This window comes from Mycobacterium sp. PS03-16, assembly GCF_004570325.1.
Classification (GTDB): Bacteria; Actinomycetota; Actinomycetes; order Mycobacteriales; family Mycobacteriaceae; genus Mycobacterium.
Genome location: NZ_SPQO01000027.1, coordinates 39,769 through 52,695 on the forward strand (window position 1 = coordinate 39,769; position 12,927 = coordinate 52,695).

At 70.4% G+C, this 12,927-nt stretch carries 14 protein-coding genes; 6 read left to right on the forward strand and 8 right to left on the reverse strand.

The window, feature by feature from the left end:
- Positions 1–35 precede the first annotated feature (35 nt).
- Positions 36–1,931: an ABC transporter ATP-binding protein gene (locus E4P42_RS20130; protein ID WP_135127843.1), complete on the reverse strand. Its 1,896-nt coding sequence runs from the start codon at positions 1,929–1,931 to the stop codon at positions 36–38.
- A 90-nt stretch (positions 1,932–2,021) separates the two neighbouring features.
- On the opposite strand from E4P42_RS20130, the gene E4P42_RS20135 reads away from it, so the two are divergent.
- The 3 genes from E4P42_RS20135 to E4P42_RS20145 are packed head-to-tail and all read left to right on the forward strand — an operon-like array spanning position 2,022 to position 4,871.
- Positions 2,022–2,783, forward strand: coding sequence for a potassium channel family protein (locus E4P42_RS20135; RefSeq protein WP_135127844.1), 762 nt, complete (start codon positions 2,022–2,024; stop codon positions 2,781–2,783).
- 17 nt (positions 2,784–2,800) lie between these two features.
- Complete coding sequence (prrA, locus tag E4P42_RS20140) at positions 2,801–3,511, forward strand: two-component system response regulator PrrA (protein ID WP_209305827.1); 711 nt, start codon at positions 2,801–2,803, stop codon at positions 3,509–3,511.
- Positions 3,512–3,521: 10 nt separating this feature from the next.
- Entirely contained in the window at positions 3,522–4,871 is a 1,350-nt protein-coding gene (locus E4P42_RS20145; protein ID WP_135127846.1) for a HAMP domain-containing sensor histidine kinase, read from the forward strand.
- A gap of 5 nt (positions 4,872–4,876) precedes the next feature.
- On the opposite strand, the gene E4P42_RS20150 is transcribed toward E4P42_RS20145, so the two are convergent.
- Entirely contained in the window at positions 4,877–5,245 is a 369-nt protein-coding gene (locus E4P42_RS20150; protein ID WP_135127874.1) for an FKBP-type peptidyl-prolyl cis-trans isomerase, read from the reverse strand.
- A gap of 37 nt (positions 5,246–5,282) precedes the next feature.
- Between E4P42_RS20150 and E4P42_RS20155 the strand changes: the two genes are divergently transcribed.
- From E4P42_RS20155 to E4P42_RS20165, 3 genes are read left to right on the forward strand one after another with little or no spacing between them, the layout of a single operon-like run.
- Entirely contained in the window at positions 5,283–5,531 is a 249-nt protein-coding gene (locus tag E4P42_RS20155; protein WP_135127847.1) for a DUF2630 family protein, read from the forward strand.
- Entirely contained in the window at positions 5,528–7,066 is a 1,539-nt protein-coding gene (locus E4P42_RS20160; RefSeq protein ID WP_135127875.1) for an NAD(P)/FAD-dependent oxidoreductase, read from the forward strand. The genes E4P42_RS20155 and E4P42_RS20160 overlap by 4 nt, the downstream gene beginning before the upstream one ends.
- A gap of 16 nt (positions 7,067–7,082) precedes the next feature.
- Positions 7,083–7,451, forward strand: coding sequence for a hypothetical protein (locus tag E4P42_RS20165; RefSeq protein WP_371287054.1), 369 nt, complete (start codon positions 7,083–7,085; stop codon positions 7,449–7,451).
- 5 nt (positions 7,452–7,456) lie between these two features.
- Here E4P42_RS20165 and E4P42_RS20170 read toward each other — a convergent pair whose 3' ends face one another.
- From E4P42_RS20170 to pdxH, 6 genes are all read right to left on the reverse strand, one after another.
- Positions 7,457–7,873, reverse strand: coding sequence for a MarR family winged helix-turn-helix transcriptional regulator (locus tag E4P42_RS20170; protein ID WP_135127848.1), 417 nt, complete (start codon positions 7,871–7,873; stop codon positions 7,457–7,459).
- Positions 7,863–9,299 (reverse strand): MFS transporter, encoded by a 1,437-nt coding sequence (locus E4P42_RS20175; RefSeq protein WP_167759558.1) that lies wholly within the window; start codon positions 9,297–9,299, stop codon positions 7,863–7,865. The genes E4P42_RS20170 and E4P42_RS20175 overlap by 11 nt, the downstream gene beginning before the upstream one ends.
- 102 nt (positions 9,300–9,401) lie before the next feature.
- The gene (locus tag E4P42_RS20180) at positions 9,402–10,706 is read right to left on the reverse strand and encodes a citrate synthase (RefSeq protein WP_135127850.1); all 1,305 of its coding nucleotides are present in this window, start codon (positions 10,704–10,706) and stop codon (positions 9,402–9,404) included.
- 110 nt (positions 10,707–10,816) lie between these two features.
- A complete protein-coding gene (locus tag E4P42_RS27225; RefSeq protein ID WP_209305825.1) occupies positions 10,817–11,470 on the reverse strand; it encodes a TetR family transcriptional regulator in 654 nt (217 codons plus the stop codon).
- A 14-nt stretch (positions 11,471–11,484) separates the two neighbouring features.
- Positions 11,485–12,129 (reverse strand): TetR family transcriptional regulator, encoded by a 645-nt coding sequence (locus E4P42_RS20190; protein WP_135127852.1) that lies wholly within the window; start codon positions 12,127–12,129, stop codon positions 11,485–11,487.
- Positions 12,130–12,241: 112 nt separating this feature from the next.
- On the reverse strand, positions 12,242–12,925 hold the full coding sequence (gene pdxH / locus E4P42_RS20195; RefSeq protein ID WP_371287056.1) for a pyridoxamine 5'-phosphate oxidase: 684 nt from the start codon (positions 12,923–12,925) through the stop codon (positions 12,242–12,244).
- Positions 12,926–12,927 lie beyond the last annotated feature (2 nt).

Consider the following 12,927-nt stretch of genomic DNA (forward strand, 5'->3'; position numbering starts at 1 on the left):
TAGTCAATCTTCCCGTTGGCGGCAAGCCAATAACGTCACGCCGCCGCCCCGGATTCCTGAGGGCCGAACTGGGTCTCGTAGAGCTCGGTGTAGCGGCCGCGCCGGCTCAGCAGCTGCTGGTGGGTGCCGCGTTCGACGATGCGGCCGTCCTCGACCACCAGGATCAGATCGGCCGCCCGCACCGTGGAGAGCCGGTGCGCGATCACCAGCGAGGTGCGGCCGGCCAGCGCCTCGCCGAGCGCCTGCTGCACGGCCGCCTCCGACGCCGAGTCCAGCGACGCCGTCGCCTCGTCGAGCACCACCACGCGCGACCTCCCCAACAGCAGGCGGGCGATGGTCAGCCGCTGCCGCTGCCCGCCCGACAGACGGTAGCCACGCTCACCGACAACCGTGTCGAGCCCGTCGGGCATCGCGGCCACCACGTCGGCCAGCCGCGCCCGCCGCAGCGCGTCCCACAGGTCGTCGTCCGTCGCGTCCGGCGCGGCCAATGTGAGGTTGGCGCGGATCGACTCGTGGAACAGGTGGCCGTCCTGGGTGACCATCCCGATGGTGTCGCGCAGCGAGGCGAACGTCACGTCGCGCACGTCGGTGCCGGCCAGCCGGACCGCGCCACTGTCGACGTCGTACAGCCGGGACAGCAGCGACGCGATCGTCGACTTCCCCGCGCCCGACGACCCGACCAGCGCCACCATCTGTCCCGGTTCGGCGGTGAACGAGATTCCGTGCAGCACCTCCTCGCCGCCGCGTACATCGGCCTCCGAGAGCACCGCGACCTCTTCGAGCGAGGCCAGCGACACCTTGTCGGCCGACGGGTAGGCGAAGCGCACCTGATCGAACTCCACAGCCACCGGACCGTCGGGCATCGGCACCGCGTCGGGCTTCTCCCGGATGAGCGGCAGCAGGTCGAGCACCTCGAAGACCCGCTCGAACGACACCAGCGCGCTGGCGATCTCCACCCGCGCGTTGGCCAGCGCGGTCAGCGGCGCGTAGAGCCGGGTCAGCAGCAGCGCCAGCGACACGATCGAGCCGGCCTGCAGGTGCCCGCCGATCGCCAGCACCCCGCCGAGCCCGTACACCAGCGCCAGCGCCAGCGCCGACATCAGCGTCAGCGAGTTCATGAACGTCGACTGCAGCATCGCCGAACGCACCCCGATGTCGCGGACCCGGCCGGCGCGCACCGCGAACTCGTGCGATTCGTGCGCGGGCCGGCCGAACAGCTTGACCAGCGTGGCGCCGGGCGCGGAGAACCGCTCGGTCATCTGGGTGTTCATGGTCGCGTTGTGGATGGCCGCTTCCCGGGACAGGTGGGCCATCCGCGCGCCGATCCGCCGCGCGGGAACCACGAACAGCGGCACCAGCACCAGCGCGACCACCGTGATCTGCCAGGAGATCGCCAGCATCACGGCCAGCGTCAACGTCAGCGTGACGAGGTTGGCGACGACCCCGGACAGGGTGTCGGAGAACGCGCGCTGCGCGCCGAGCACGTCGTTGCCCAGCCGGCTGACCAGCGCGCCGGTGCGGGTCCTGGTGAAGAACGCCACCGGCATCTTCTGCACGTGGTCGAACACGGCGGTGCGCAGGTCGAGGATCAGACCCTCGCCGATGGTCGACGACAACCACCGCGTCAGCAGAGACACCGCGGCCTCGGCGAGCGCCACCGCCGCGATCACGGCCGCCAGACCGATCACCACGTCAGGCGCGCCGCCGGAGGTGATCTCGTCGACCACCCGGCCGGCCAGCACGGGCGTGGCCACCGCGAGCGTCGCACTGACGACGCTGACCGCGACGAACGCCGCCAGCCGGCGGTGGTGACGGCCCGCGAAGCGCCAGATCCGGCGCAGCAGCGCACGGTCGGCCAGGGACCGCAGATCCCCGCCGCGGGCATGCGCCTGCCGGTACAGGGTCTGCCGGGCGACCGTCTCGATACTCATGAATTCACCGTAGAACCTCAACAAATGTCGAGGTCAATTGTTCCCGCGGCGGCGGTTCAGCAAACTGTGACCTGGGTAAGTTGATCGATCGTGACCGAACCGCGCACCACGCTGGATTCGTGGGAGCGGCGCACCGAATGGCCGCTGGCGGCCGTGGCGCTGCTGTTCCTCGGCGCGTACGCCATCGACGTGCTGGCCCAACCGAAGGGCGCCGCCGACTTCGCCGTCGGCGCGATCACGGCGGTGAGCTGGTCCATCTTCGCGGTCGACTACGTCATCCGGTTGAGTTTGGCCCGGAACCGGTGGCAGTGGTTCTACCGGCACCTGTTCGACCTCGCGATCGTGGTGCTGCCGATGTTCCGGCCGCTGCGGCTGCTGCGGCTGGTGACGCTGATCGCGGTGATGCAGCGCGCGGTCGGCAATGCGATCCGCGGCCGGGTGGTCATGTACACGGTCTCCGGCGCGATCCTGCTGGTGTTCGTCGCGTCGCTGGCCGTGCTGGAGAGCGAGCGCTACGCCCCCGACGCCCACATCACCGACTTCGGCCGGGCGCTGTGGTGGTCGATCACCACGATCACCACCGTCGGGTACGGCGATCTGACCCCGGTGACCACAACCGGACGGGTGATCGCGGTGCTGCTCATGATCGGTGGGATCAGCCTGGTCGGTTCGATCACCGCGACGCTGGCGTCGTGGATCGTGCAGCGCGTCGCCGACGAGGACACCGAGGGCCGCACCGTCACCACCGGGCACATCGACGCGCTGCTCGCCGAGATCTCCGCACTGCGCGGTGAGGTCGCCCACCTCCGCGACGGCCGGCGCGATTGCGACGGGCAGCCTCCCCCAGCCTGACCTCCTCATCGGGCAAGATTGCGGGCATGGACAGTGGTGTGGGATCCCCCCGGGTGCTGGTGGTGGACGACGACCCCGACGTGCTCGCGTCGCTGGAACGCGGTCTGCGGCTGTCCGGGTTCGACGTGTCGACCGCCGTCGACGGCGCCGAGGCGCTGCGCAGCGCGACCGAGACCCGTCCCGACGCGATCGTGCTCGACATCAACATGCCGGTGCTCGACGGCGTCAGCGTGGTCACCGCGCTGCGCGCCATGGACAACGACGTGCCGGTCTGCGTGCTGTCCGCGCGCAGCAGCGTCGACGACCGGGTGGCCGGCCTGGAGGCCGGCGCCGACGACTACCTGGTCAAACCGTTCGTGCTGCAGGAACTCGTCGCCCGGGTCAAGGCGCTGCTGCGCCGCCGCGGCTCGTCGGCGACGTTCTCCTCGGAGACCATTCAGGTGGGCCCGCTCGAGGTCGACATCCCCGGCCGGCGCGCCCGGGTCAACGGCGCCGACGTCGACCTGACCAAACGCGAGTTCGACCTGCTGGCCGTGCTGGCCGAGCACAAGACCGCGGTACTGTCGCGCGCCCAGCTGCTCGAGCTGGTCTGGGGTTACGACTTCGCCGCCGACACCAACGTCGTCGACGTGTTCATCGGGTACCTGCGCCGCAAGCTCGAGGCCGGCGGCGCGCCGCGGCTGCTGCACACCGTGCGCGGTGTGGGCTTCGTGCTGCGCACCCAGTAGGCGGTCCGCTGTGAGCCCCCTGTCGCGCATCTTCCGCCGCACCCCGTCGCTGCGGACCAGGGTGGCGTTCGCGACGGCGATCGGCGCGGCGATCGTGGTGATCATCGTGGGCACGGTGGTGTGGATCGGCATCACCAACGACCGCAAGGAACGGCTGGACCGCCGGCTCGACGAGGCGGCGGGGTTCGCGATCCCGTTCCTGCCGCGCGGCCTGGACACCATCCCGAAGTCGCCGAACAACCAGGACGCCGTCATCACCGTGCGCAAGCCGGGCCGGCCGGTGACGTCGAACTCCGAGGTGGTGCTGCCGCAACTGCCGGTCGGCTACGCCGACACCTACGTCGACGGGGTGCGCTACCGGGTCCGCACGGTCGACATCCAGTTCCCCGAGCCGATGTCGGTGGCCGTCGGCGCCACCTACGACGCCACCATCGCCGACACCAACAACCTGCACCGCCGGGTGATCATCATCTGCGTGTTCGCGGTCGGCGCCGCGTCGGTGTTCGGCTGGGTGCTGGCCGCGCTCGCGGTGCGGCCGCTCAAACGGCTGGCCCAGCAGACCCGGTCGATCGACGCCGGCGACGAGGCGCCCGACGTCGAGGTGCGCGGCGCCTCGGAGGCCGTCGAGATCGCCGAGGCCGTCAAGGGCATGCTCGAGCGGATCTGGTCGGAACAGGACCGCACCAAACAGGCATTGGCCTCGGCGCGTGACTTCGCGTCGGTCTCGGCGCACGAACTGCGCACGCCGCTGACCGCGATGCGCACCAACCTGGAGGTGCTGGCCACCCTCGACCTGGCCGACGAGCAGCGCAAGGAGGTGGTCAACGACGTCATCCGGACCCAGTCGCGCATCGAGGCGACGCTGGGCGCCCTGGAGCGCCTGGCCCAGGGCGAACTGTCGACGTCCGACGACCACGTGCCGGTCGACATCACCGAACTGCTCGACCGCGCCGCGCACGACGCGATGCGGGTCTATCCGGACCTCGACGTCTCGCTGGCACCCTCCCCGACGGTGATCATCGTCGGGCTGCCCGCCGGCCTGCGGCTGGCCGTCGACAACGCGATCGCCAACGCCGTCAAACACGGTGGCGCGTCACGCGTGCAGCTGTCGGCGGTCAGCTCCCGCGAGGGTGTGGAGATCGCGATCGACGACGACGGAGTCGGAGTGCCCGAGCAGGAACGCACGCGGGTGTTCGAGCGGTTCTCCCGCGGGTCGACGGCGTCGCATTCCGGCTCGGGTCTCGGGCTGGCGCTGGTGGCCCAGCAGGCCGAACTGCACGGCGGCACCGCGACGCTGGAGGCCAGCCCGCTGGGCGGTGCGCGGCTGCTGCTGCGGCTACCGGGCCCGGCCCCGCGCTAGATCTCTCAGCGGGTCGAGAGCAGGTCGATGACGAAGATCAGCGTCTTGCCGGACAGGCGGTGTCCTCCGCCGGCCGGGCCGTAGGCCTGCGCGGGCGGGATGGTCAGCTTGCGCCGGCCGCCGACGCGCATGCCGGGGATCCCGTCCTGCCACCCCTGGATCAGCCCCTGCAGCGGGAACTCGATCGACTGCCCGCGGTTCCATGAGCTGTCGAACTCCTCGCCGGTGTCGTACTCGACGCCGACGTAGTGCACCTCGACGTTGGCGCCGGGCACGGCCTCCGGCCCCTCGCCGACGACGAGGTCCTCGATGAGCAGTTCGGACGGCGCCGGACCGTCGGGAAAGTCGATCTCGGGCTTCTGTCCTGGGTTCACACTCACCACACCCACGGTAGTCGGGCAGACTGGACCGGTGGCACAGGACCAAGACATTCTCGAACAGGTGAACAAGCTCGTCGCCGAGGAGCAGAAGCTGCGCGACGCCCTGCAGCACCGGGAAATCGACGAGAGCGAAGAACACCAGCGACTCAAGGCGGTCGAGGTCGCGCTCGACCAGTGCTGGGATCTGCTCCGTCAACGCCGGGCGCTGCGGGAGAGCGGTCAGGACCCGCGGGAGGCGCAGGTGCGGCCGGCCGACGAGGTCGAGGGCTACCTGAACTGAGCGCCGCCTACGACGCGCTCATCGTCGGAGGCGGCCACAACGGGCTGGTCGCCGCCGCCTATCTGGCGCGCGCCGGCCGCCGCGTACGGGTCCTCGAACGGCTCGACCACGTGGGCGGCGCTGCGGTGTCGGCGCACGCGTTCGACGGTGTGGACGCACGGCTCTCGCGGTACTCCTACCTGGTCAGCCTGCTGCCACGGCGCATCGTCGACGACCTCGGCGCGCGCATCCGGCTGACCCGGCGGCGCTACTCCTCCTACACGCCGGATCCGGCGACCGGCGGCCGCACCGGCCTGCTGATCGGGCCGACGAGCACGTTCGAGGCGGTCGGCGCGGCCGACGACCGGGACGGCTTCGCCGACTTCTACCGCCGCTTCGCCGCCGTCGCCGAACGGCTGTGGCCGACGCTGACCGCGCCGCTGATGACCCGCGATCAGGCCCGGCGCCACGTCGGGGACGAGCAGGCGTGGTCGGCGCTGACCGAGCGCCCCATCGCCGGGGCGATCTGCGACGCGGTGGGCTCCGACCTCGTACGGGGCGTGCTGGCGACCGATGCGCTGATCGGCACATTCGCCCGCACCGACGATCCGGCGCTGCTGCAGAACGTGTGCCTGCTCTACCACCTGATCGGCGGCGGCACCGGAGAGTGGCAGGTGCCGGTCGGCGGGATGGGCGCGGTCAGCGGTGCCCTGGCCGCCGCGGCCGCCGGGCACGGCGCCGAGATCACCACCGGCGCCGACGTGCAGAGCGTCACCCCCGACGGCGAGGTGACCTACCGGGCGGGTGGCCGCACGCACACGCTCGGCGCCCGCCATGTCCTGGCCAACGTCACCCCCGCCGTGCTGGCCCGGCTGGTCGGCGATCCGCCCCCGGCGACCGCGCCCGGCTCCCAGGTTAAGGTCAACCTGATGCTGCGCCGGCTGCCGCGACTGCGCGACGAGTCGGTGCCGGTCGAGCACGCGTTCGGCGGGACGTTCCACATCAACCAGACGCTGAGCCAGCTCGACATCGCCTACGACCAGGCCGCCGCCGGTGAGGTGCCCGCTCCGCTGCCGTGCGAGATCTACTGCCACTCCCTGACCGATCCGTCGATCCTGTCCGACGGGCTGCGCGCGGCCGGTGCGCAGACGCTGACGGTGTTCGGGTTGCACACCCCGCACACGCTGATGGCAGGCCACGACGACGACCGGATGCGCAACACCCTGACCTCGGCAGTGCTCAGCTCGCTGAATTCGGTTCTGGCCGAACCGATTCAGGACGTCGTGATGGAGGACGCCGCCGGCCGGCTGTGCATCGAGACCAAGACCACCGCCGACCTGGAACGCGGCCTCGGCATGACCGCGGGCCACATCTTCCACGGTGCGCTGCAGTGGCCGTTCGCCGAGGCCGGCGAGCCACTGGACACACCCGCGCAGCGGTGGGGCGTGGCCACCCGCCACGAGCGGATCCTGCTGTGCGGTGCGGGTTCCCGGCGCGGCGGCGGCGTGTCCGGGATCGGCGGGCACAACGCGGCCATGGCTGTTCTGGAGGGCTGAGCGTACGCTCAGACCCGTGAACGCAGGAGTCGCGGCGACCGCGGCCGCCACCGTGCTGGCCGGTGTCGCGCTGGCCCCCACCGCCGCGGCCACCCCCAGCTACGGCAGTAACGGGCTGTTCGGCGTGAACGAGCAGGCCGCCCAGGGCTGGGCCACCGCCTTCATCATCCCCGGCCGCTACCGCGTCGACCAGGCGCCGAGCATGCCGCCCTATCAGAGCGCTCCGGGATTCTGGTTGCGTTGCAGCGCATTCCCGTGCGCTATCGAAGTGGGCGGCAACATCATCGCCAAGGGCGACGCGATCCGAGACGTGCCGACGTTCGTCGACGTCTCACCCACCGACGCCGGGGTGCGCCTCTACAACGTGACGCTGACCCGGGTCTGAGGCCGTCAACTCCGGAGCTTGTCCAGTACGGCCCGCAGCGCGTCGAGATCGGCGTCGTCGAGCGCGTCGAACACCGGCGGGGCCGGATCGTCGATCGCCTCGATGGCCGCCAGCATCGCCCGGCCGGCGTCGGTCAACGACACCGTCTTGCACCGCCGGTTGGCGGGGTCGGTCTCGCGGACCACCAGCCCGCGCTGCTCGAGGTCGTTGACGGCCACGGTGGCCGCGGGGGCGTCCATGGTCGCGGCCCGAGCCACCTCCTTGACCGTCATCGGCTGACGGGCCAGCCGGCGCAGCACCCGGATGCGGCTGAACGGCAGCCCGGACTCCTCCACCACCGCCCGCTTCCAGCTGTCGCGGTTGTCGATGACCATCGCCGACAGCGCGCGCCACACCTGGTCGGCCCTCGGGTTACGCGGCACGGGCGGCTCCCGCGGTGGCGGTGTCGCCGGCGATCAGCGGCGCCAACCGGTCGGCCGACCGCACCGCGCGCGGCGACGTCGAGTAGAAGCCGAGCGCGGTGATCACCACGCCGAGCCCGATGCACACGAACCACAGTGGCCGCGCGGCGGCGGCGAAGTCGGTCGCCGTCCCGGCCAGCGCACCGCCCGCCACCGAACCGCACAGCGCCACACCGATGCTGACGCCGATCTGGCGGCTGGTGGACGTGACCGCCGAGGCCGCGCCGGCCCGGTCCAGCGGCATCCCGCTCACCGCGGCGTTGGTGATCGGTGCGTTGACCATCGAGAAGCCGATGCCGTACACGGCGAACACCACCAGCAGCGCCCACACCGGCGTGGTGGCCGTCAGGAACGACAGCAGCACCGATGCGGTGGTGATCAGCACACCGGCGGCCAGCAGCGACGGGCGGGCGCCGAACCGCCCGACCAACCGGCCCGACAGCGGGGAGAACAGCAGCGCGCCGATCGCGATCGGCAGGTAGATCAGCCCGGTCTCCATTGCCGAGTAACCGCGCTCGCCCTGCAGGTACAGCGACATCATGAACAGGAACGCGCCCCAGGCGGCGAACGCGGACACCGCGGTGACCGTCGCCGCGCTGAACGGGATGCTGCGGAAGAAGCGCAGGTCGACGAACGGGTCCTGCCGACGCGCCTCGTAGCGCAGGAACGCGATCAACGCGAGGACCGCGACCACCGCCGCGATCAGCGTGGGTGGGGTGGTCCACCCGAGCCCGGGGCCTTCGATCAGCGTGAACACCACACCGAACAGGAACAGCACGGCCAGCGCCTGACCGACGGGGTCGATGTTGCGCATGGTCGACGACTTGGTCTCCGGCACGAAGACCGCGGTCAGCAGGATCGCCGCCGCGCAGATCGGCAGGTTGATCCAGAACACCGCGCGCCAGGAGACCAGTTCGATGAGCAGGCCGCCGACGATCGGGCCGGCCGCCATCGAGATGCCGACCACCGCGCCCCACAGCCCGAGCGCGCGGGCGCGCTCGACGCGGCCGGTGAAGACCTGCGAGATGATGGACAGGGCGACCGGATTCATCATCGAGCCGCCGATCGCCTGCAGCAGGCGCGCCACGATCAGCGTCTCGATGTTGGGCGCCAGGCTGCACAGCAGCGAGCCGAAGGCGAAGACGGTCAGCCCGAGCTGAAACACCCGGCGCCGGCCGAACCGGTCGCCGGTGGCGCCCGAGAGCATCAGCAGCGACGCCAGCACCAGCGTGTAGACGTCGATCACCCACTGCAGCTGCGACGGCGAGGCGTGCAGGTCCTGCCGGATGGCCGGGATCGCGACGTTGACGATGGTGGCGTCCATCGACACGATCAGCAGGCTCAGGCAGCACGAGACCAGGATGATGGCCTTGCGCCGCGGGCTCATGCCGACAGTGTCAATCACACAACAATTGTGAAACTACAACTGTCGGGCTGGCAAGGGGCGATCCGGTGACGCTCGTCGCAATGACGCGCGCGGGATCGCCGGTCAGCGGTCGTCGAGGGCGGCGTAGTCGCGCTCGGTGTAACCGGTGTAGATCTGCCGGGGGCGGCCGATCTTGTTCGGCTCCCCGTGCATCTCCCGCCAGTGCGCGATCCAGCCGGGCAGCCGGCCCAGCGCGAACAGCACCGTGAACATCCGCGTCGGGAAGCCCATCGCCCGGTAGATCACGCCGGTGTAGTAGTCGACGTTCGGGTAGAGCTTGCGCTCGACGAAGAAGTCGTCGGTCAGCGCGATCTCCTCGAGCTCCTTGGCGATGTCGAGCAGCGGATCCTGCACGCCGATCTTGCCGAGGATCTTGTCGGCCTGCTCTTTGACGATGCGAGCGCGGGGATCGTAGTTCTTGTACACCCGGTGACCGAAGCCCATGAGCTTGACGTTGTCTTCGCGGTTCTTGACCTTCTTGACGAAGGTCGCGACGTCGTCGTCGCCGTCGCGGATCTTCGACAGCATCTCCAGCACCGCCTGGTTGGCACCGCCGTGCAGCGGGCCCCACAGCGCGTTGATCCCGCCGGAGATCGAGGTGAACAGGTTGGCCTGTGACGAGCCGACCAGGCGCACCGTCGACGTCGAGCAGTTCTGCTCGTGGTCGGCGTGCAGGATGAACAGCATGTCGAGGGCCCGCACGATCTCCGGGTCCACCTCGTAGGGCTCCGCCGGGAACCCGAACGTCATCCGCAGGAAGTTCTCGACGAGGGTCAGCGAGTTGTCCGGGTAGAGGAACGGCTGCCCCTCGGACTTCTTGTACGCGTAGGCGGCGATGGTCGGCAGCTTGGCCAGCAGCCGGATCGTGGACAGCTCGACCTGCTTGGGATCGAACGGATCCAGCGAATCCTGGTAGTACGCGCTCAGCGCGTTCACCGCGCTGGACAGCACCGGCATCGGGTGCGCGTTGCGCGGGAAGCCGTCGAAGAACCGCTTGAGGTCCTCGTGCAGCAGGGTGTGCCGCTGGATCTGGGTGGTGAACCGCTCCAACTCGTCGGCGGTCGGCAGCTCACCGTAGATCAGCAGGTAGCTGACCTCGATGAACGTCGACTTCTCGGCCAGCTGCTCGATCGGATAGCCGCGGTAGCGCAGGATGCCCGCGTCACCGTCGATGTAGGTGATCGCGCTCTTGGTCGACGACGTGTTGACGAACCCGCCGTCGAACGTGGTGTAGCCGGTCTTGGCCAGCAGCGAACCGAGCGCGATGCCGTCGGAGCCCTCGGTGGCCTTGACGATATCCAGGTCGAGCTCGCCGCCGGGGTAGCTCAGCTTGGCGTGCTCTGTCGCACTGGACGAATTTTCGGCCACGGGAATCCCTTCATCGTCGCTCCAGGTGCAGACCCTTGCCCTACAAAAGGTAGTCCCATGGTGGCTGCCGTGCGTGCGTGGGGTGCACCGCACTGATCAGCCACCGCGGTTCACCCGCAGGTCAGGTTCTCGGTCAGGGTCGCGAAACTCCGCCACGCCTCGTCGATCCGGTCTGCCATCAGGTCGGGACCGAGCCGCGCGCCGTCGCAGTCGGTCACCAGATCACCGCACGCGGTGACGATGACCGCCGACCAGACCGCGGAGATCAGACGCAGCCGGCGGTCCTCGGCGGGCACGCCCAGCCGCGCCGAGAGCGGGGCCAGCGAGGCCGCGTCGGGGAAGCCCGACGCCGCGGCCTTGAGCCCCGGTGTCGAGTTGATGATCTGCAGCATCACCGCGATGCGCTCGGTGCTCAGGCCGGCCACGTTGCCGGCCGACACCTCGCGCAGCACACCGACGTGGGCGTCCTTGAGCGCCTGCAGGGCCGGCACCTCGGGCGGGATGGTCGCCAGGCGGGCGCTCACCGCATCGACGAACCCGTCGAGCAGGGTGAGCAGCACGGCGTCCTTGGTGGCGAAGTAGCGGCAGAAGGTGCGCGGCGAGACGTCGGCGAGCGCGGCGATCTGGTCGACCGTGGTGGCCTCGTAGCCCTGCTGCAGGCACAGCGTCACCGCGGCGTCGATCAATGTGGCGCGGGTGCGCTGTTTCTTGCGCTCGCGCAACCCTGGCCGGCGGCCGGCGCCATCGGCCGCGGGGGGAACCATCGACACCACCGGCATCACCACCGCGCGGTTCCGGAGGTGACGGCCGCGAACGTGCGGAACGACTCCTCGATGCGGTCGGCCATCAGATGCGGCCCGAGCGGCCGGCCGTCGACGTCGCCGACGAGGTCGTAGCACGCCGTGGCGACCACGCTGGCCGACACCGCCACCGCGATCCGCACCGACCGGTCTTCCCGGTCCACCCCCATCCGGCCGGCGAGCACGGATGCCACCGCCGGGAACTGGAATTCGGCGGCCGCCAGCCGCAGTGCCTCGTTGGCGTTGAGGATGCGCAGCATCATCGTGATCCGGTCAGGCGTGAGCTCCGGATCGTCCTGCGCGGCGACCCGGCGCAGCACGCGCACCTGCGCGTCGCGCAGCGCCTGCAGCGGCGGGACGTCGGCGGGCACCGTGGCGAGGACGCGCGCCACCGCATCGGTGAAATCGTCGAGCAGCGTGAGCAGGACGGCTTCCTTGGAGGCGAAGTAGCGGCTGAACGTGCGGGCGGAGACATCGGCGGCGGCGGCGATCTGCTCGACCGTGGTGTTGTCGAAGCCGTTGCGGTCGCACAGATCGACCGCAACGTTGATCAAGGTTGTGCGCGTTCGCTGTTTCTTGCGTTCACGCAAGCCGAGGACCGGTGCGCCGTCGACTTCAGCCACAGCTGGATGCTAACGCGGGCCGCCGACGACGCGCTGGCGATTTTGACATCGGGTGCAAGATGCCGGTTCGCCGATTTCGCCGCCACCGGACGCATTCGGGCGACGCGCCGGCCTACGGCTGCAGCCGCTCGACGCGGCCGTCGCACAGCCGAATTCGGTTGTGCACGCGGTTCTCCCGGCCCTGCCAGAACTCGACCACCTCGGCGGCGATCAGGTACCCGCCCCAGTTGGGCGGCACCGGCACCTCGTCCTGATCGGCGAAGCGCCGGGTCACCTCGGTGAGCTGGTCGAGCAGCGCCGCGCGGGAGGCGATCGGGCGCGACTGCGCCGACGCCCACGCACCGAGCTGCGATCCGCGCGGGCGTTTGGCCCAGTAATCCGCGGTGAACTCGGCGGGCACCTTCGTCACCGCACCGCGCACGTGCACCTGCCGGCCCAGCGCGAACCACGGGAACGTCGCCGACGCGTACGGCGTGGCGGCCAGCTCGTCGCCCTTGGCCGAGTCGTAGTTGGTGAAGAACGTGATGCCGGCGTCGTCGATGCCCTTGCACAGCACGGTGCGGGTGACCGGCCGGCCCGCGGCGTCGACGGTGCCGAGTACCATCGCGTTGGGTTCGCTGATCCCCGCGGCCTGCGCGTCGGCCAACCAGCTGCGGAGCAACGCGACCCAGCCGCCGGCGAGCCAGTCCGCGTCCAGGTCGGCGCTGCCGTCCTTCTCCACCGATCCGTACTCCACGCGCATCCTCGCCAGTTGCTGATCGTCGGCCTGGGTCACCGCGCCAACGCTACGCCGCATGT

Coding starts and splice junctions, on each gene's coding strand:
- E4P42_RS20175 (WP_167759558.1), bottom strand. CDS start 9,299: ATGAGCCCGCGGCGCAAGGCCATCATCCTGGTCTCGTGCTGCCTGAGC.
- E4P42_RS20130 (WP_135127843.1), bottom strand. CDS start 1,931: ATGAGTATCGAGACGGTCGCCCGGCAGACCCTGTACCGGCAGGCGCAT.
- E4P42_RS27225 (WP_209305825.1), bottom strand. CDS start 11,470: ATGGTTCCCCCCGCGGCCGATGGCGCCGGCCGCCGGCCAGGGTTGCGC.
- pdxH (WP_371287056.1), bottom strand. CDS start 12,925: ATGCGGCGTAGCGTTGGCGCGGTGACCCAGGCCGACGATCAGCAACTG.